The 19,388-nt window shown below is 61.0% G+C and carries 16 protein-coding genes; 2 read left to right on the forward strand and 14 right to left on the reverse strand.

The annotated features are described in order from the left end of the window. Positions 1-35: 35 nt before the first annotated feature. The 13 genes from GDV60_RS04710 to dksA form a co-directional block, all read right to left on the reverse strand. Positions 36-1,052: a class I SAM-dependent rRNA methyltransferase gene (locus tag GDV60_RS04710; protein WP_133715801.1), complete on the reverse strand. Its 1,017-nt coding sequence runs from the start codon at positions 1,050-1,052 to the stop codon at positions 36-38. 171 nt (positions 1,053-1,223) lie between these two features. Further along, positions 1,224-2,093 carry an oxygenase MpaB family protein gene (locus tag GDV60_RS04715; protein WP_029298961.1) on the reverse strand — a complete coding sequence of 290 codons (870 nt, stop codon included), beginning with the start codon at positions 2,091-2,093 and terminating at the stop codon, positions 1,224-1,226. Positions 2,094-2,109: 16 nt separating this feature from the next. Then, on the reverse strand, positions 2,110-4,047 hold the full coding sequence (gene acs, locus GDV60_RS04720; RefSeq protein ID WP_092233376.1) for an acetate--CoA ligase: 1,938 nt from the start codon (positions 4,045-4,047) through the stop codon (positions 2,110-2,112). Between the two features lie 125 nt (positions 4,048-4,172). After that, positions 4,173-5,837, reverse strand: coding sequence for a glucose-6-phosphate isomerase (pgi, locus tag GDV60_RS04725; protein ID WP_159906453.1), 1,665 nt, complete (start codon positions 5,835-5,837; stop codon positions 4,173-4,175). A 350-nt stretch (positions 5,838-6,187) separates the two neighbouring features. Next, entirely contained in the window at positions 6,188-7,042 is an 855-nt protein-coding gene (panC, locus tag GDV60_RS04730; RefSeq protein WP_159906454.1) for a pantoate--beta-alanine ligase, read from the reverse strand. Further along, positions 7,039-7,839 carry a 3-methyl-2-oxobutanoate hydroxymethyltransferase gene (gene panB / locus GDV60_RS04735; protein ID WP_029298953.1) on the reverse strand — a complete coding sequence of 267 codons (801 nt, stop codon included), beginning with the start codon at positions 7,837-7,839 and terminating at the stop codon, positions 7,039-7,041. Before panB ends, panC begins: the two co-directional genes overlap by 4 nt. 322 nt (positions 7,840-8,161) lie before the next feature. Beyond that, the gene (gene folK, locus GDV60_RS04740) at positions 8,162-8,644 is read right to left on the reverse strand and encodes a 2-amino-4-hydroxy-6-hydroxymethyldihydropteridine diphosphokinase (RefSeq protein ID WP_159906455.1); all 483 of its coding nucleotides are present in this window, start codon (positions 8,642-8,644) and stop codon (positions 8,162-8,164) included. A 5-nt stretch (positions 8,645-8,649) separates the two neighbouring features. Beyond that, positions 8,650-10,047, reverse strand: a complete 1,398-nt coding sequence (locus GDV60_RS04745; RefSeq protein ID WP_029298948.1) for a polynucleotide adenylyltransferase PcnB — start codon at positions 10,045-10,047, stop codon at positions 8,650-8,652. A gap of 712 nt (positions 10,048-10,759) precedes the next feature. Beyond that, positions 10,760-12,187 carry a sigma-54 dependent transcriptional regulator gene (locus tag GDV60_RS04750; protein WP_029298946.1) on the reverse strand — a complete coding sequence of 476 codons (1,428 nt, stop codon included), beginning with the start codon at positions 12,185-12,187 and terminating at the stop codon, positions 10,760-10,762. 22 nt (positions 12,188-12,209) lie between these two features. After that, positions 12,210-15,164 (reverse strand): sensor histidine kinase, encoded by a 2,955-nt coding sequence (locus GDV60_RS04755; protein WP_029298944.1) that lies wholly within the window; start codon positions 15,162-15,164, stop codon positions 12,210-12,212. Further along, a complete protein-coding gene (locus tag GDV60_RS04760; RefSeq protein WP_003176118.1) occupies positions 15,148-15,324 on the reverse strand; it encodes a hypothetical protein in 177 nt (58 codons plus the stop codon). Before GDV60_RS04760 ends, GDV60_RS04755 begins: the two co-directional genes overlap by 17 nt. 62 nt (positions 15,325-15,386) lie before the next feature. Then, on the reverse strand, positions 15,387-16,274 hold the full coding sequence (gluQRS, locus tag GDV60_RS04765) for a tRNA glutamyl-Q(34) synthetase GluQRS (RefSeq protein WP_029298942.1): 888 nt from the start codon (positions 16,272-16,274) through the stop codon (positions 15,387-15,389). Positions 16,275-16,358: 84 nt separating this feature from the next. Next, complete coding sequence (gene dksA, locus GDV60_RS04770; protein ID WP_029298940.1) at positions 16,359-16,793, reverse strand: RNA polymerase-binding protein DksA; 435 nt, start codon at positions 16,791-16,793, stop codon at positions 16,359-16,361. Between the two features lie 319 nt (positions 16,794-17,112). Between dksA and GDV60_RS04775 the strand changes: the two genes are divergently transcribed. Both GDV60_RS04775 and sfsA read left to right on the forward strand, forming a co-directional pair. Further along, on the forward strand, positions 17,113-18,285 hold the full coding sequence (locus tag GDV60_RS04775) for a pyridoxal phosphate-dependent aminotransferase (RefSeq protein WP_104911569.1): 1,173 nt from the start codon (positions 17,113-17,115) through the stop codon (positions 18,283-18,285). Then, positions 18,285-18,998, forward strand: a complete 714-nt coding sequence (sfsA, locus tag GDV60_RS04780) for a DNA/RNA nuclease SfsA (protein WP_159906456.1) — start codon at positions 18,285-18,287, stop codon at positions 18,996-18,998. Before GDV60_RS04775 ends, sfsA begins: the two co-directional genes overlap by 1 nt. Here the strand turns inward: sfsA and GDV60_RS04785 are convergent. Next, complete coding sequence (locus tag GDV60_RS04785) at positions 18,995-19,312, reverse strand: Rieske (2Fe-2S) protein (RefSeq protein WP_029298934.1); 318 nt, start codon at positions 19,310-19,312, stop codon at positions 18,995-18,997. The two genes, sfsA and GDV60_RS04785, sit on opposite strands and share 4 nt — an antisense overlap. Between the last annotated feature and the right edge of the window lie 76 nt (positions 19,313-19,388).

A 19,388-nucleotide genomic window follows, 5' to 3' on the forward strand; every position in this document is an offset into this window, starting at 1 on the left:
CTTTATTACGCCAGGCCAAGCCTTTCAGGACAATCCTACAGTTGCAGGATCAAGGTCTTCAGTGGGGGCTGTTGGTCTTGTGAGGGAAAGTCTGCACCGGGTGTCATCACTTTCCAGTCGCGTACAGGTCGGCCGGCCTTTTCAGCGCAGCGCAAGACCTGTTCGCGCCAGTCGTCCATGCTGACTTTTGCCAGGTTGTTGCAGCAGATCAGCACGCCATCTTGTGCGGTGGCCAGCAATGCCGGCTTGAGCAGGCTCTGGTAGTCACGCAGCAAGTCCACGGTCCCAAAGGCGCTCTTGGCCCAGGCCGGCGGGTCGAGCAGCACCAGGTCATATTGACGTGGTTCCAGGCGCGGGTAGCTCGGCAGTTTTTGCCCGCGACGCTGGGTGATCGGCAGCCCGGCCAGTTGGCGGATGGCCGGAAAGTAATCGGACTGTACAAACGTCATGGGCGGCAACTGTGGGTTCAGGTCGCCGTTCTCGCGGCCGACTGCCAGGTTGCCCTCCGCAAAGTCCAGGTTGCACACCTCACGGGCACCCCCGGCCGCTGCGCTGAGGCCGACGCCGCAGGTGTACGCAAACAGGTTAAGTACGCTTTTGCCGGCACTGTGGGCCTTGACCCAGCCGCGGGTGTTGCGCAGGTCCAGGAACAGCAGCGGGTCCTGCCCAGGATGGCGGCCGCGCACGCGATAGTTCAGGCCCCATTCATGGCCGACCAGGTCTTCCAGGGCGGCGGGCTCGGCGCGGTATACGGTGTCTTCGCGGTCGATACGCGAGTTGCCTCGGGAGCGGTCGTTATAGACCAGCAACAATTCAAGCCCCAGGTACTGGTTGATCATCAGGTGCAATTGCAGCAGTGCATCGCTGTCCAGCGCCTGGTGAAAGCTCTGCACCATCAATTGCGGGCCGTAGCGGTCGATGGTCAAGCCGCCGGCGCCTTCCTGGCTGCCATGGAACAACCGATAGCAATCGGTGCCTTGGGCATGCAGTTCGGCGAGCAGGTCTTGGCGGTGATCGAGGGCGGCGCGCAGCGCCTGATTCAGGGACGACATGGAGCGCGCCTTGCTGGGGAATTTAAGCGCGCAAGTTTAACAGCTCCTGTGGGTCGCGGCTTTTACAGGAACGGGCTTGCCCGCGAAAAACTCGACATCGCCGCGTTTCTTCAGGCGTGTTGCGTCAGCGTTGACGATTTTCGCTGGCAAGCCCGCTCCTACAAAGCTGCGTTACAGCAGGCCCATGCGCCTGTGGGCGCGCTGCACCGAGCCGTTGCGCATCGCCCAGCGCAGCAGTGGCGCGCTGCGCCTGACCCCAGTGCGGATCAGTTGGCGTTGCAGTGGGCTTTGTTGTTGGCCAAGCATGTCGTTGGCCCAGTCCGGAAGCAGATCAATACCCGCTTGCATCATCAGCGCGCCGAACGGCTTGGCCAGGGTGCTGGGTGCCGGGGCGTTGAGCAGCAGGCGCAGCACTTCACGGCTGCGTTCGTCACACAGCAGTTGTGGGCGAATCCGCTGCAGATAATCCGAAATTTCCTGCCGTGAGCGCGGCACATGCCGAGCTCCCAGCTGTTCGGCGATCAGGGCTATTTCGCTGTAGTAGCGGTCTTGATCCCTGGGCGATAAATCCGGGTTTTTGTAGCGCAGGTGCGCCGCGAGAAAGCTGCTGACTTCGGCGACGTGGACCCAGGTCAGCAATTCGGGATCGCTGGCCGCATAAGGACGCCCGTCAGGCGCATGCCCGACCACTTGCAGGTGGATGGTGCGCACCTTTTCGATCAGCCATGACGCGTCGCGGCGCGAGCCAAAGGTGGTACCGGAAATAAACTGCGAAGTGCGGCGCAAACGCCCGAGCATGTCCTGGCGAAAATTCGAATGGTCCCACACGCCGGCCAACGCCAGGGGATGCAGCGCCTGCAACATCAAGGCGCTGATGCCACCGATCAGCATGCTGCTGAAGTCACCATGGACCTTCCAGCTTACCGAGTCCGGCCCGAACAGCCCTGGGTCGCCTTTGGGGCTCTCCAGGTCCAGATTGCCGAGGGACAGGCCCGTCAGGCTCATCAACTGGGATTCGATACGGTTGCGCAGAAATTCCATGGTGGCTTGGGGGTTCCTATCGGTTCAGGCGTTTGTCGATCAGGCCGTCGACCACGCTCGGATCGGCCAGGGTCGAGGTATCGCCCAGGCTGTCCAGCTCATTGCAAGCGATCTTGCGCAGGATACGTCGCATGATCTTGCCTGAACGGGTTTTGGGCAAGGCCGGCGCCCATTGGATCAGCTCGGGCTTGGCGAAACTACCGATTTCCTTGCTGACCAGTTCCAAGAGGTGCTTTTTCAGCTCGTCGCTGGGCTCGACGCCATTCATCGGCGTGACAAACGCATAGATGCCCTGGCCCTTGAGGTCATGGGGATAGCCGACGACGGCGGCCTCGGCCACCTTGTCATGCAGCACCAGCGCGCTTTCCACCTCGGCGGTGCCGATGCGATGGCCGGACACGTTGATCACATCATCGATACGCCCGGTGATCCAGTAGTCGCCATCCTCGTCGCGCCGCGCGCCGTCGCCGGTAAAGTAGTAGCCGGGGTAGGGCTTGAAGTAGGTATCGATCATCCGCTGTGGGTCGCCATACACGCTGCGGATCTGCCCCGGCCAACTGGACTTGATCGCCAGGACGCCACTGCCGGCGCCGTTGATTTCCTTACCCTGTTCGTCGAGCAATACCGGCTGCACCCCAAACATCGGTTGGGTGGCGCAGCCAGGCTTGATGCGCTGGGCGCTGACCAGCGGGCTGAGCATGATGCCGCCGGTTTCGGTCTGCCACCAGGTATCGACAATCGGGCAGCGCTGTTCGCCGACGGCATTGAAATACCACTCCCAGGCTTCCGGGTTGATCGGCTCGCCGACACTGCCGAGCAACCTCAGGCTGGCCCGGGATGTGTTCTCCAGCGGGCCATGGCCCTCACGCATCAGGGCCCGCAAGGCGGTGGGCGCGGTGTAGAAGATATTCACCTGATGCTTGTCGATCACCTGCCAGAAGCGCGAGCTGTCCGGGTAACTCGGCACGCCCTCAAACATCAGGGAGGTGGCGCCATTGGCCAGTGGCCCGTACACGATATAGCTATGGCCCGTGACCCAGCCGACGTCGGCGGTGCACCAGAACACCTCGCCCTCGCGGTAGTCGAGCACGTACTTGAAGGTCATTGCCGCTTGCAGCAGGTAGCCACCGGTGGTGTGCAACACGCCTTTGGGCTTGCCGGTGCTGCCGGAGGTATAGAGGATAAACAGCGGGTCTTCGGCATCCATTGCCTCGGGCGGGCATTCGCCGCTGACCGCGTCAACAGCCTGTTGATACTTGAGGTCGCGCCCCTCGGTCCAGGCCACCGCAGCGCCCGTGCGTTCCACCACCAGTACCGTCGTGACATTTGGGCAACTGGCCAAGGCCTTGTCGACATTCTGTTTCAGTGCCACGGGCCTGCCGCCGCGCACGCCTTCATCGGCAGTGATCACCGTGCGGCAGTCGGCATCCAGAATGCGGTCGCGCAAGGCATCCGGTGAGAACCCGCCAAACACCACCGAGTGCACCGCGCCAATCCGCGTACAGGCCAGCATCGCGTAAGCGGCCTCGGGAATCATCGGCATGTAGATACACACCCGATCGCCTTTCTTCACCCCACGGCTTTTCAGCACATTGGCCAGGCGGCTGACGTTTTGATGAAGTTGGCGGTAGGTGATTTTGGAAGATTTTGCAGGATCGTCGCCTTCCCAGATAAAGGCCGGCTGATCGGCACGTTGCGCCAGGTGCCGGTCAATGCAGTTGTAGCTGACGTTCAGCTGGCCGCCGGCAAACCACTGGGCGGCGCCGGTGTGGATATCGCAGTGCTGGACGGTCTGCCAGGGCGTGATCCAGTCGAGCAAGGCTTTGGCCTGTTCGGCCCAGAAGATGTCGGGGTGATCGATGGATTGACGATAGAGGCGCTGATAGTCCTCCTGGCCCAGTTGTGCGGCACGGCGCACGGCATCGGCATGGGGAAACTGGCTGATATCGAACATAAGGGATCCCTCTTCTTGTTATAGATACAAGAGCTCAAGGCTGACCCTTGTGTAGGAGCTGGCAAGCCAGTTCCTACACAAGGGCGCTTGTGCAGGTTCAATCCCTGATTGTAGTGCCGATCACTTCAACCGCGGTGACGACCACGGAAGTAGTTGATCAGGCCCTGGGTCGAGGCATCTTCGGCCGAGGTTTCCTCAGCGCCTGTCAGGCGGTTGTAGACGCCTTTGCCCAGCTCCTTGCCCAGCTCAACGCCCCATTGGTCAAAAGCGTTGATGCCCCAGATGACGCTCTGCACGAACACCTTGTGCTCATACATCGCCACCAATGCGCCGAGGCGACGGGGGCTGATCCGTTCGACCACCAGGGTGTTGCTCGGGCGGTTGCCAGGGATGACTTTGTGTGGCGCCAGTTTCTGTACTTCTTCCTCGGCCATGCCTTTGTCACGCAGTTCGGCTTCGGCTTCGCTGCGAGTCTTGCCGAGCATCAGCGCCTGGCTCTGGGACAGGCAGTTGGCATACAGCCACTGGTGATGGTCGGAGACCGGGTTGAAGCTGACGATCGGCACAATGAAGTCGGCCGGGATCAGTTGGGTGCCCTGGTGCAGCAACTGGTGGTAAGCGTGCTGGCCGTTGCAGCCCACGCCGCCCCAGATCACCGGGCCGGTGTCGACTGCAACCGGCTTGCCGTCCTGGCGTACGCTTTTGCCGTTGGATTCCATGTCCAGTTGTTGCAGGTGCTTGGTGATGTTGCGCAGGTAGTGGTCGTACGGCAGGATCGCATGGCTCTGTGCGCCCCAGAAGTTGCCGTACCACACACCCAGCAGGCCCAGCAGCACAGGCATGTTCTGCTCGAATGGGGCGTTCTGGAAGTGCTGGTCCATGGAGTAGGCGCCAGACAGCAGTTCCTTGAAGTTGGACATGCCGATAGCCAGGGCGATTGGCAAGCCGATGGCCGACCACAACGAGTAACGGCCGCCGACCCAGTCCCACATCGGGAAGATGTTCTCTTCACGGATACCGAAGGCCACGGCCGCCGCGTTGTTGCTCGACACGGCGATGAAATGGCGATACAGCTCGGCTTCCGAGCCACCCTGGGCCAGGTACCAGGCGCGGGCGGCCTGGGCGTTTTTCAGGGTTTCGAGGGTGTTGAAGGATTTCGACGAGACAATAAACAGCGTGGTCTCGGCGCGCAGCTTCTGGGTCAGTTCGTGGAACTCACTGCCATCGATATTCGCCAGGTAATGGCAGCGCACGCCTTTGTGTGCGTAGGACAACAGCGCTTCAGAGACCAGCTCCGGGCCGAGGAACGAACCACCGATACCGATGTTGACCACGTCAGTGATCGGCTTCTCGGTGTAGCCGCGCCACAGCCCATCATGGATGCGCCCCACCAGATCGGTGATCTGGTTCAGCACCTTGTGCACGTCGGGCATGATGTTGGTGCCGTTGACCGACAGCTTGTCGCCCACCGGGCGGCGCAGTGCAGTGTGCAGTGCCGGACGACCTTCCGAAGAGTTGACCGGCTCGCCGTCGAACAGCGCCTTGATCGCGCCTTTGAGATCGACTTCGTTGGCCAGGCCCACCAGCAGGTCGCGGGTTTCAGGGGTAATCAGGTTTTTCGAGTAATCGAGGAACAGTCCGCAGCTGCTCAACGTGAATTGGGTAAAGCGCTGGGGATCGGCATTGAACGCGTCGCGCATGCTGAAATCCTGCATGGCTTGGCGATGTTGATTGAGCGCTTGCCAGGCGGGCAGAGCGGTAACGTCATGAGGAGTGCGGTAATACGCCATCGCTGCGGGTTTCCTTTTTATTACTGGGACTGCCTTTAGGACACTTCTAAACCCGGAACGTCCAGTCTTGTATCAAGGATTGGGTTCCAGACAGCGCTAACTATAACGCCGGGCGATTACATTAAACCTAGCGTGTCGATATGTCTTGGCTTTGTCTGTGCAGAGGTCGGTACTTTTTTATACCGAGGGCTTTGAGGGGCGCTACAAAACCCATGTGGGCGCAGGTTTATGTAGGAGCGGGCTTGCCCGCGATGGCAGACTGTCAGTCGATGCATTTGTCGCTGACCCACCGCAATCGCGGGCAAGCCCGCTCCCACACAAACCGTTCCTACAGTGGACTCTCGCCAGGATCAGGCGGGTAGATTTAGGTGCAGGTTGTCGATCAACCGCGTCGCGCCCAGGTAAGCGGCAACTAGGATCACCACATCACGATCCTCGACAGTTGCAGGGCGCAGGTGCTGGCCCTGGCGAACTTCCAGGTAGTCCATCCGCAGGCCGGCGGCCTCGATGTGCTGGATCTGTTCGGCGCGCAGTTTGGCAAAGTCGCGGTCGCCGGCTTGGATCGCGGTGGCGATCTGGCAGAGGCTGCGGTACAGCACCGGGGCGATGGCGCGCTGTTCTTCGCTCAGGTAACCGTTGCGCGAGGACAGCGCGAGGCCGTCCTCGGCGCGCACGGTGGGTTCGCCGATAATCTGGATCGGCATGTTCAGGTCGCGCACCATGGCGCGGATCACCGCCAGTTGCTGATAGTCCTTTTGCCCGAATACCGCCAGGTCAGGCTGGACCATGTTGAACAACTTGCTCACCACGGTCGCCACACCCTCGAAGTGGCCCGGACGGCTGGCGCCGCACAGGCCTTCGGACAATTGCGGCACGCTGACCCGAGTCTGCACGGTCATGCCGCCGGGGTACATCTCGTCAACCGTAGGGGCAAATAGCAGGTTGCAGCCTGCCACCAGCAGCTTTTCCTGGTCGGCGGCGAGGGTGCGTGGGTACTTGTCCAGGTCTTCGCCGGCGCCAAACTGCAGTGGGTTGACGAAAATGCTCGCCACCACGAAGTCGGCTTGCTCGGCGGCGCGGGTTACCAGCGTAGCGTGGCCGGCATGCAGGTTGCCCATGGTGGGCACGAAGCCGATGCGCTTGCCGGCGCTACGCGCGTGGGTGACGGCGGCTCGCAGTTCGCGCAGGGTTTTGACGGTGTTCATGCAGAGAATCCGTGTTCGATGCCTGGGAAGGTAACGGCTTTGACTTCGGCGACATAGGCGCTCAGTGCAGCCTGGATGTTGTCCTGGCCGGCCATGAAGTTCTTCACGAATTTTGGTGCGCGGCCGGTGAGGTTCAGGCCCAGCATATCGTGCAGTACCAGGACCTGGCCGTCAGTCGCGCTGCCCGCACCAATGCCGATCACCGGGATTTTCACCGCCTGGGTGATTTCTTGCGCCAGTTCGCTTGGCACGCATTCGAGTACGATCATCGCGGCGCCAGCCTGCTCCAGGGCGATGGCATCGGCACGCATCTGCCGCGCCTGGGCTTCATTGCGGCCCTGGACCTTGTAGCCACCGAGGATGTTCACCGACTGTGGGGTGAGGCCCATATGCGCGCATACCGGCACGCCGCGTTCAGCCAGCAGGCGGATCGACTCGGCGAGCCACACGGCACCTTCCACTTTGATCATATGTGCCCCGGCCTGCATCAGCTTGCCGGCGTTCTGGAACGTCTGCTCCAGCGTCGCGTAACCCATGAACGGCAGGTCGGCGATGATGAACGCGCCCTCGTTACCGCGCTTGACGCTGGCGGTGTGGTAGGCGAGCTCATCGGTGGTGACGGGGAGGGTGCTGTCATTCCCTTGAAGAACCATGCCCAGGGAGTCACCTACCAGTAACACCTCGACGCCGGCCTGGCAGCAGGCCTGGGCGAACGTGGCGTCATAGCAGGTCAGCATGGCGATTTTTTCACCTTTGAGTTTGAGGCTCTGCAAGGTGGTCAGGGTAATGTCTGGCATGAAAAGGGTCCTCGTTCAGGCGCTTGGAAACAGCGAGTAACGCGCGTGAGTCTTCGTTTATACAGGCGCACTTTCTTCAGAGCAGTGCTTATAAGGCCTGGATTGCGCCCTTCAGCGCCGGGTTGGCGGCAGCGGGACGCCTATAGTCGTGAGGAGGACTCGGGAAGTCAATTGGATGTGTTACCGCATTGTTACGAGCGGGGTGTTACCGCTGTTACTGATGCGGTTGTAGGAGCGAGCTTGCTCGCGAAGAACATCTAGACAACGCGTTTAATCAGGCCGCCTGCATTTATATTGACGATTTTCGCGAGCAAGCTCGCTCCTACAACCGCAGGCGTTCGAGGCCGACGAACGGGCATTCGGCGAGCACGTCGCTGAGTAGGCGGCCGTCAGGCAGTTTTAAAGTGGACGGCGCCAATTCGGCAAGTGGATAGAGCACAAAAGCCCTTAGATGCATCTGGTAGTGAGGCACCTTGAGGCGCGGCTCGTCGATCAGGCGATCACCAAACAGCAGGATATCCAGGTCCAGGGTGCGTGGCCCCCAGCGCTCAAGGCGTTCGCGGCCCTGATCGTTCTCGATGGCCTGCAGCGCATCCAGCAGTACCAGCGGCGCAAGCGTGCTGTCCAGCGCCGCCACGGCATTGGTGTAGCGCGGCTGGCCGCTAAGCAGGGAATCACTTTGATAGAAGGCAGAAACACCCGCGAATGTGGTGTTCGGCAATTGCGCCAACGCCTTGAGGGCGTCGCGCAACTGCTGTTGCGGGGCAGCAAGGTTGCTGCCCATACCGATGTAGATACGCTCCACCGTGCTTATTCGCCAGAGGTGTCGGCGGCACTGCGCTTGCGTTTGCTGCCACTGCTGCGGCGGCGTTTCTTCGGCCCGTCGCCAGTGGCTTCGCCTTTGCTGCTGAGCTCACGGATCATCTCGCGACGTTCGCTGTCATTGGCGTCCTGGTAGTCGGTCCACCATTCGCCCAAGCCATCGGTCTGCTCGCCGGCGCTTTCGCGCAGCAGCAGGAAGTCATAGCCGGCACGGAAGCGCGGGTTGTCCAGCAGCAGGTCGGCACGTTTGCCACTGCGGCGTGGCAGGCGCTCCTGCATGTCCCAGATCTCGCGGATCGGCATGGTGAAACGCTTGGGGATCGCGATGCGCTGGCACTGTTCAGCGATCAGTTCGTGGGCGGCTTCCTGCATCGCTGGAATTGGCGGCATGCCACGGTTCTGCAGGCGCAGCACCCGGGCTGGCAACGCAGGCCAGAGCAGGGCGGCAAACAGGAAGGCCGGGGTCACCGGTTTGTTCTGTTTGATCCTAAGGTCAGTGTTGATCAAGGCTTCACTGATCAGGGTGTGGGTGTACGTCGGGTTGTGCTCCAGTGCATCGGCGCTGGCCGGGAACAGTGGGTCGAACAACTGCAGGTCCACCAGCATTTCGAACGTGTCGGCGGCATGCCCGGACAGGAACAGCTTGAGCACTTCTTCGAACAGGCGCGCCGAGGGGATTTCCCGCAGCATCGGAGCCAGTTCGCGAATCGGCGCGGCTGTGTGTTTCTCGATACCGAAGTTCAGCTTGGCGGCAAACCGCACGGCCCGCAGCATGCGCACCGGGTCTTCCTGGTAGCGCTGCGTGGGGTCGCCGATCAGGCGGATCAGGTGATTGCGGATATCGTGCACGCCGTTGGCGTAATCGAGGATGCGCTCGCTGACCGGATCGTAATAGAGGGCATTGATGGTGAAGTCGCGACGTTGCGCGTCTTCTTCCAGGGTGCCGTACACATTGTCCCGCAGGATGCGTCCGCTTTCGTTGCGGGAAGATTGGTTGCTGTCTTCCTCTTCATCGTTTTGCGGGTGGCCCGCGCGGAAGGTCGCGACCTCGATGATCTCGCGACCAAAGTGGATATGCACCAATTTGAAGCGCCGACCGATGATCCGCGCGTTGCGAAACTCGGCACGCACTTGTTCAGGCGTGGCGCTGGTGGCGACGTCGAAATCCTTTGGGGTGATGTTGAGCAACATGTCGCGCACGCAACCGCCGACCAGGTAGGCCTGGTAGCCAGCGTTCTGCAGGCGTTCGACGATGTTCACCGCATAACGGCTGAACTGGGCGCGCTGCAGCGAATGTTGATTGCTGTTGAGCACTTCAGGCGTGCTGCGAATGTGTTGCGTACGACGCAAGGGGGAACGGAATGACTGGAACAACTTCTTCAGCATGGGATGCACTGTTTGAAGGAATGTTCGGCCATAACGAAGAATGACCGCATGATGGGCCGGGATTCTAGCATTTAGTCAGGGGATGGTGTAGGAACTAGCTGCAAGCCGTGAGCCAGATGCTTAAATGGGGCCGGTTGACGCTCAAATCGCAGAAACTACAAGGGGAGCCGAAGCTCCCCCAGAAAGTAGTTGCGTGCTCTATTTTTATTATTGATTTCGGGCTTCTTGTTTTTGTTGATCGCCCTCGTCATGAGATTTGACCTTCATGACACTCCCAATCGGGAGTCAAGAGCAAACGGATTGCTTTGGTCGCTGTGTTGCGATGATCAATGATCCAACCAGTTCAGGCTCTGCCTTAGGGCAGTTTTTGTTGTTCTCGGCCTGGTTGCGGGGCAAGCCCCAAATGCAACGCCTCTCCAAAAGAATCAGTTAGCTGCGCCTCCGCCGTGTTGTTTTTATTGTGCGTGAGTCGATTCGTCTTATTTTTATTGTGTGTGTACGGTGCTTTTTATTGTTCTTGTACTAAGCATATAGCAGGGTGCGTGCCAACTTTTGCAAACCCCAGCAAAACAAGGGGTTTGGTCGGATCTGGTGGGTTTGGCGGGCATAAAAAAGCCGGGGCTTCGTTACCGTAAGCCCCGGCTTTTTGTTACGTGAATATCTGAGGTAACAGTTTTTTCACGTTTGGGGTGTTACCCCATGTGAGTTGGCCTCAGCTTTCGCTGGCAACCCCGGTCTTGCGCCTTGGAATGCCCAGGCGCTGGCGCCGCTCCCACAGGCATTTGCGGCTGACGCCCAATTTGCGCGCCAGTTCGGTCTCGGTCATGTGGTCCTGGTGTTCCAGGACGAAGTGCTGGAAGTAGTCTTCTAGGGACAAGTCTTCCGTGGGCTCGTGGCTGGTGTTACTGCCGCCCTGTTGGGGGGCCAGGCCAATGAAGTCGTCATCGTCCAGGTCGCTCAGTTCGATGTCGATGCCCAACAGCTCTGCGGAGATCTGCGGGCTTTCCGAAAGGATTACCGCGCGCTCCACGGCGTTTTCCAGCTCGCGCACGTTGCCTGGCCACGAATAGTGGCGGATGGCCTGTTCGGCGTCGGCCGCAAACGTCAGGTCGGTACGGTTGACTCGTGCGCTCTGGCGCAACAGGAACGCATTGGCAATCTCGTTGACGTCGGCGCCGCGTTCACGCAAGGCCGGCAGCTTGAGGGCGATCACGTGCAGGCGGTAGTACAGGTCTTCGCGGAACTGGCCGATCTTGGCCAGGCTTTTCAGGTCGCGGTGAGTCGCGGCGATCAGGCGCACATCGACTTTTTGCGACTGGACCGAGCCCACCCGACGAATCTCGCCTTCCTGCAACACTCGCAGCAGGCGCGCCTGGGCTTCCAGGGGCAGTTCACCGATTTCGTCGAGGAACAGCGTGCCGCCGTCCGCCGCTTCTACCAGGCCTGCGCGTCCGGCGCTGGCACCGGTAAAGGCACCTTTCTCATGGCCGAACAGTTCGGACTCGATCAGGGATTCAGGGATTGCCGCGCAGTTCACCGAAATCATCGGCGCCTTGGCACGCTTGGACAGGTTGTGCAGGGCACGGGCCACCAACTCCTTGCCGGTACCGGACTCGCCCTGGATCAATACATTGGAGTCCGTGGGCGCAACCTTGCGGATCTTGACGTACAGGTCCTGCATGGGCGGGCAGGAGCCGATGATGCCGATTTCGCCATTACTGTTGTCGACCCCGGGCTTGTCGCTGGCGGCCTTGCCGGCCGGCCGTTCCGCCGGGGCACTGCTGGCCGATTGACGATCACGCAGGATGCGAGCCACCGCCTGGAGCATTTCGTCGTGATCGAAAGGCTTGGCGATGTAGTCCACCGCGCCCATCTTCATCGAGTCGACGGCGGAGCGCAGGCTGGCGTAGCTGGTCATGATCAGCACCGGCGTGCCCTGGCCCAGCTTGATCAGTTCGGTGCCCGGTGCGCCAGGCAGGCGCAGGTCACTGACGATCAGGTCAAAGGTGGGAATGCTGAAACGCTCCTGGGCTTCCTGCACCGAGCCGGCTTCGCTGACCTGGTACTGATTACGTTCAAGCAGGCGACGCAAGGCAGAGCGGATAATGGTTTCGTCTTCGACGATCAAAATGTGCGGCATTGATTCAATTCTCTCGACGGTCTCAGTTCACAGCGGACGTCGCTTCGACATGACGCGGCAAGGTCACCCGAATACGGGTGCCGCGTTGGCTTTCGGTGTCAGCCGGGCTGTCGATGGTGATTTGTCCATAATGCTCTTCAACGATGGAATAGACCAGTGCAAGGCCCAGACCGGTACCTTCACCAGGGTCCTTGGTGGTGAAGAAGGGTTCGAACAATCGGTCCATGATGTTCTGTGGAATACCGCTGCCTTCGTCCTCCACGATCAGGTCGACCGTGTGCTCGAAAGCCTCGCTCTTGACCCTTACCGCACTGCCGGCGGGTGTCGCGTCGCGGGCATTGGACAGCAGGTTGATCAGCACCTGGGCCAGGCGTTGTGAGTCGCCGACCACCCAGTGTTCCGGATCGCACAAGTTATAGAACTGTACTTCGAAATTGCGCCGGTTCAAGGCCAGCAGCCCAATGGCATCCTGGGCGACTTCGGCCAGGCACACGGCTTCATCGTGATTCTGGTGGCCGCCGGCATGGGCAAAGCTCATCAGCGATTGCACGATGCGCGAGACGCGTTTGGTCTGTTCGAGGATCTGCCCGCTGATTTCGGTGATTTCGTCGTCCTCTTCGCGCTCTTCGCGCAGGTTCTGCGCCAGGCACGCGATACCGGTGATCGGATTGCCAATCTCGTGGGCCACCCCGGCCGCCAGGCGCCCGATACTGGCCAGGCGCTCGGAGTGCACCAGTTTGTCTTCGAGCATTTGGGTTTCGGTCAGGTCTTCGACCAGCAATACCAGGCCACTGTTACCGGGGGCCAGGGGCTCGTCGATCGCGGCTTTGTGCAGGTTCAGCCAGCGCGTCTGGCCGTCGAGGGCCAGATGCTGTTTGTGCAAGTGTTCGTCCGGCAGGTTGATAAAGCCCTGCAGCAGTTCCTTCCACGGATCGGCGATGGTGGTCAGGCGCGAGCCCACCACGCGTTGGGCGGCGATGCCGGTCAGCTCTTCCATGGCCTTGTTCCACATCAGGATTTCCTGGTCCTTGGCCAGGGAGCAGACGCCCATGGGCAGTTCCTGCAGGGTCTGGCGGTGGTAGCGGCGCAGGGCGTCGAGTTCGGCGGCAAGGCCGGTGAGGCGCGAGTGGTAGTCCTCCAGCCGGCTCTCGATGAAGTGGATATCTTCGGTGACATAGTTTTCGCCGCCGGCCTTGTAGGGCAGGAAAGTCTCCACCATGTCCTGGGACACGCTGGGGCCCATCAACCCCGACAGGTTGGCCTCGATGCGGTCGCGCAGGCGGCGCAGGGCGTAGGGGCGGCGCTCATCGAAGGGCAGGTACAGATCGCGCAGTGCCTGCTCCACTTCCTTTTGTGCGGCCTTGGCGCCCAGGGGCTTGGCCAGTTGGGTGGCGAACTCCTGGGGCGATGCCGCATGCAGTTCGCGGCGTTGCGGGCGGCGCACGTTATCCACCGCGCAGGCTTCGGCAGCGCTGGTTTCTTCGGGGCTGGCGTTGGTGAACAGGGAAATCAGGGTGAACATCAGCACGTTGGCCGCCAGCGAGGCGATGGCAGCCATGTGCCAACTGGTGTCATCCAGCACGTAGATCATGTTCAGCAGCGGGATATAGAAGCCCTGCAGATTACCGACCAGCGGCAGCAGCATAGTCACCAGCCACACCAGGATCCCCGCCAGCAGCCCGGCGATGAACCCGCGTCGATTGGCGGTCGGCCAGTACAGCACCGACAGAACCCCCGGCAAGAACTGCAAGGTGGCGACGAAGGCCACGATTCCGAGGTTGGCCAGGTCCTGCTCGGCCGCCATCAGCAGGTAGAAGCCATAGCCGGCCATGATGATGGCTACGATCAGCGCGCGGCGTGTCCATTTCAGCCAGCGGTAGATGTTGCCTTCGGCAGGTGGCTGATACAGCGGCAGCACCAGGTGGTTGAGGGCCATGCCCGACAGCGCCAGGGTGGTGACAATGATCAAACCACTGGCCGCCGATAAGCCGCCGACGTAGGCCAGCAATGCCAGGGACTTACTGTTGGCCGCGATGCCGATGCCGAGGGTGAAATATTCCGGGTTGGTGGTGGCCCCCAGTTTCAGGCCGGCCCAGAGGATCAGCGGTACTGCCAGGCTCATCAGCAGCAGGAACAGCGGCAAGCCCCAACTGGCGCTGACCAGCGAGCGCGGGTTGAGGTTCTCGGTAAAGGTCATGTGGTACATGTGCGGCATGACGATGGCGGAGGCAAAGAACACCAGCAACAGCGTGCGCCATGGGCCTTCTTGCAGCGGGGTGTGCAGGGCGGCGAGAGCGGTCTGGTTTTGCAGCAGCCACAGCTCGAGTTGCTGCGGGCCGTCGAACACCCCGTACAGCGCGTACAGGCCCACGCCACCGATGGCGATCAGCTTGATCACCGACTCGAAGGCAATCGCAAACACCAAGCCTTCGTGTTTTTCCCGGGTGGCGATATGCCGCGAGCCAAAAAAAATCGTGAACAGGGTAATCAGCGCACAAAAGCTCAGGGCCACCCGATGTTGCACCGGTTCATGGGTGAGGATGCTGATGGAGTCAGCCACGGCCTGGATTTGCAGGGCCAGCAGCGGCAGTACGCCGATCAGCATGAAAATGGTGGTCAGCGCGCCGGCCCAGGTGCTGCGAAAGCGGAACGCAAACAGGTCGGCCAACGACGACAACTGGTAGGTGCGGGTGATCTTCAGGATCGGGTACAGCAACACCGGCGCCAGCAGGAAGGCCCCGGACACCCCGAGGTAGCTGGAAAGAAACCCATAACCGTACTGGTAGGCCAGGCCCACCGTGCCATAGAACGCCCAGGCGCTGGCATACACGCCCAGCGACAAGGTGTAGGTCAGCGGGTGGCGAATGATCGCCCGCGGGATCATTCCACGCTCACTGATCCAGGCCACCCCGAACAGCGCCGCCAGGTAGGCGGCGCTGATCAGCAGCATCTGGGTCAGGCTAAAGCTCATCGGCATCTTTTTGGCTCTGCAGGATAAAGGTCACGACGATCAGGATCAGCCACAGCAGATAGGGGCGATACCAGGCGCCCGTGGCGTCGATCCACCAGTCCATGATGGCGGGAGAAAACAGGTAGATCCCGACGACCAACAGCAGGACCAAGCGATAGATGTACATGTTGGCCTCTGATTGAAAAACTGCGGCGATGTTAACGGATGGCTGGCAGGCTGCAAGCGCCTTCAGTGTAATTGCGCCTCGGCCAATGTGAGTGTGCGCGGGATCCGGGTGGCATCCCAGTGCGCAATGCCCCAATCCAGCAATTCTCGTGGGCTGGCATGGTGCAGTTCATCCCCGGGTTGCTGGCCGAGCGCGCGCAACGCCCTTAGTAGCAACGGCGTGGCCTGGTCGGGCGTCAACGGCGGGGAGCGGTAGGATTTGCCCAGCTTGTTACCGTCCGGCTGGGTGATCAGGGGCACATGCAGGTAGCGCGGCTGGCGCAGGCCCAGCAGCTCCTGCAGGTACAACTGGCGAGGTGTGGAGTCCAGCAGGTCGGCGCCGCGCACGATATCGGTGACGCCTTGCCAGGCATCGTCGAGCACCACGGCCAGTTGATAGGCGTACAGGCCGTCGCGGCGGCGGATGATGAAATCGCCGACATCGCGCCCCAGGTGTTGTCGGAATTGGCCTTGAACACGGTCGGTGAAGTGGTATTCCAGCTCGGGAACCCGTAGACGAATGGCGGCATCCTGCTGGTCGTGACCGGCATTGCGGCACAGGCCGGGGTAAATGCCGTTATACGCTTCCAGTTGCTTGCGTGAGCAGGTGCAGGCGTAGGCCAGGCCATGGTTGAACATATCGTTCAAAACTTTGGCGTAGGCATCATGCCGCTCGCTTTGGCGGACCAGTTCGCCGTCCCATTCAAAACCGTAGCTTTCCAGGGCATGCAGGATCGCCGCCTGGGCGCCGGGTTCTTCACGGGGTGGGTCGAGGTCTTCCATGCGCATCAGCCAGCGGCCGTGATTGGCGCGGGCGTCGAGGTAGGAGGCGAGGGCTGCAACCAGGGAGCCAAAGTGCAAATGGCCGCTGGGCGTGGGGGCGAAGCGCCCGATATAAGGAGAGGCTGTCATGGCCTGGATATTACTGGAAAACCGCCAAACTCCAGAAACAAAAATGGGGCGTTTGCACGCCCCATTCGTTCAGCCCGGCAGGGATTACTTGCCGACCTGTTTTTCCTTGATTTCGGCCAAGGTCTTGCAGTCTACGCACATGTCAGCAGTAGGACGGGCTTCCAGGCGACGAATGCCGATCTCGACGCCGCAGGATTCGCACCAGCCGTACTCTTCGTCTTCGATCAGTTGCAGCGTCTTGTCGATCTTCTTGATCAGCTTGCGCTCGCGATCACGGGCGCGCAGTTCAAGGCTGAACTCTTCTTCCTGGCTGGCACGGTCGGCCGGGTCAGGGAAGTTGGCTGCTTCGTCCTTCATATGGTCAACCGTACGGTCGACCTCCTGCATCAAGTCCTGCTTCCATTTCTGCAGGATCTTGGTGAAGTGCTTGCGCATGGGCTCGCCCATGTACTCCTCGCCCTTCGTCTCGATGTAGGGTTCGAAGCCGCTGATGCTCTGTTGCTTTGCTTGGGTGGACATGAATAGACCGCCTCTCACTCTTCTAATCCATTGCGCAGGATTGCAACATCACCGACACCTGCCGGCCCTGCGGCTGCAAGCGGGCGAACTTACCAGATAGATTCGGGGTGCGCCACTCCCGGTTGTCTGGGCCCGTCATGCGGGGGTTGCAAACTGTTGCGACCCGCCATGGAAGGGCATCCACCGTCTCGAATGATGATTTTAGTCTTTTTGCAGGCGCTTGCCCGGCTCATCATCCCGGTCGGGCAGGCAATAGAACATGTTTTACCTCACGGGTTCGGTAGAATCCCGATTTTGTCCTCATTGTTAAGGAAGGCTAATGGCTCAGCCCTACAGTGCTCGCAGTCGTGCTATCGAACCGTTTCATGTCATGGCGTTGCTGGCGCGGGCCAATGAGTTGCAAGCTGCGGGCCATGATGTGATTCACCTGGAAATCGGCGAGCCGGACTTCACCACCGCCGAGCCGATCATCCAGGCCGGCCAGGCCGCGCTGGCCAATGGCAAGACCCGCTACACCGCCGCCCGTGGCCTGCCGGAGTTGCGCGAGGCCATCAGTGGTTTCTACCAGCAGCGCTACGGCTTGAATATCGACCCCGAGCGCATCCTGATCACCCCGGGCGGCTCCGGGGCCTTGCTCCTGGCCAGCAGCCTATTGGTGGATCCCGGCAAGCATTGGCTGCTGGCGGATCCCGGCTACCCCTGCAACCGGCACTTCCTGCGCCTGGTGGAAGGCGCGGCGCAATTGGTGCCGGTCGGTCCCGAGGTGCGCTACCAGCTGACCGCCGACCTGGTGGAGCGCTATTGGAACCAGGACAGTGTGGGGGCCTTGGTCGCCTCGCCGGCCAACCCGACTGGAACCATCCTGACCCGCGATGAGCTGGCCGGCCTGTCCAGTGCGATCAAAGCGCGCAATGGCCATCTGGTGGTGGATGAGATCTATCATGGCCTGACCTATGGCACTGATGCGGCCAGCGTGCTGGAAGTGGATGACGAGGCGTTTGTCCTAAACAGTTTTTCAAAGTATTTCGGCATGACCGGTTGGCGCCTGGGTTGGCTGGTGGCACCGCCCGCAGCCGTGGGCGAACTGGAGAAGCTGGCGCAGAACCTGTACATCAGTGCACCCAGCATGGCCCAGCATGCGGCATTGGCCTGTTTTACCCCGCAAACCCTGGCGATTCTCGAAGAGCGCCGGGCCGAGTTCGGGCGCCGGCGTGACTTTCTGTTGCCGGCCTTGCGTGAGTTGGGTTTCGGTATTGCGGTCGAGCCTGAGGGCGCGTTTTACCTGTATGCCGATATCAGCGCCTTTGGCGGTGATGCTTTCGCATTTTGCCGGCACTTTCTTGAAACTGAGCATGTGGCATTCACGCCGGGGTTGGATTTCGGTCGCTTCCAGGCGGGTCATCATGTGCGTTTTGCCTACACGCAAAACCTCGACCGTCTCCAGGAAGCCGTGGAGCGGATTGCCCGTGGCTTGCGGAGTTGGCAAGGCTGATGCTTTTTAATCCTCCCCTCGAAGAAGGCCGGCTGATTCGCCGTTACAAGCGTTTTCTGGCCGATATCGAAACCGCTACTGGCGAACTGCTCACCATCCACTGCCCGAACACCGGCTCGATGTTCAACTGCATGGTTGAGGGCGGCCCGGTCTGGTTCAGCCGCTCCAACGATCCCAAGCGCAAACTGCCGGGCACTTGGGAGATTGCGCAAACCCCCCAGGGCCGCCTGGCGTGCGTCAACACCGCGCGGGCCAACCCGTTGGTTGAAGAGGCGCTGAATGCCGGGGTGATCACGGAGCTCAACGGCTTTACCGCGTTAAAGCGTGAAGTACCCTACGGCCAGGAGAAGAGCCGTATCGACTTTCGCCTGGACTACCCTGGCGGCGCAGCCTATGTCGAAGTCAAAAGTGTCACCCTGGGCTTTGACGGCACGTCTGTCGCGGCGTTTCCCGATGCGGTGACTCAGCGTGGCGCCAAGCATCTGCGGGAGTTGGCGCACCTGGCCCGTAGCGGTGTACGAGCCGTGCAGTTGTATTGCGTGAATCTGTCCGGCATTGATGGCGTAAGGCCCGCTGTGGAAATAGATGCGGGGTACGCCGTTGCGCTGCTCGAGGCCAAGGCTGCCGGGGTGGAAGTCCTGGCTTACGGCGTGCAGGTGAGTGCCCAGCAAATCTGCATCGACCGCCCATTGTTGGTGTTGCTCAACGATTAGAGTTGTACCCACAACCCCTGAGCGTCTTCACGGCCGGGCAGGGGCGTCAGGCTCTGGCCCGCGCAGGGGCCGGCGACGCATTCGCCGTTTTCGATCAGAAACAACGCGCCATGGGTGGCACATTGGATCATGCTCGCGCTGGGGTCGAGAAACCGGTCAGGTTGCCACTCCAGCGGTACGCCGCGATGAGGGCAACGGTTGATATAGAAATACACGCGGCCTTCGCGGCGTACGGCAAACAGCTTGCGGCCATCGAGATCGAAGCCGCGACTGCTGCCAGGGGCCAGTTCGTGGGAGGGGCACAGAAACTTCATAAGTGTTCTCAGGTGGCGCGGCTCAAGGGCTGTAGAGTGATCCGGGGTTTGCGGGCGAGCCCGGTGCTTGACGTGC

The organism is Pseudomonas sp. DTU12.1 (genome assembly GCF_009873475.1).
Lineage (GTDB): Bacteria > Pseudomonadota > Gammaproteobacteria > Pseudomonadales > Pseudomonadaceae > Aquipseudomonas > Aquipseudomonas proteolytica.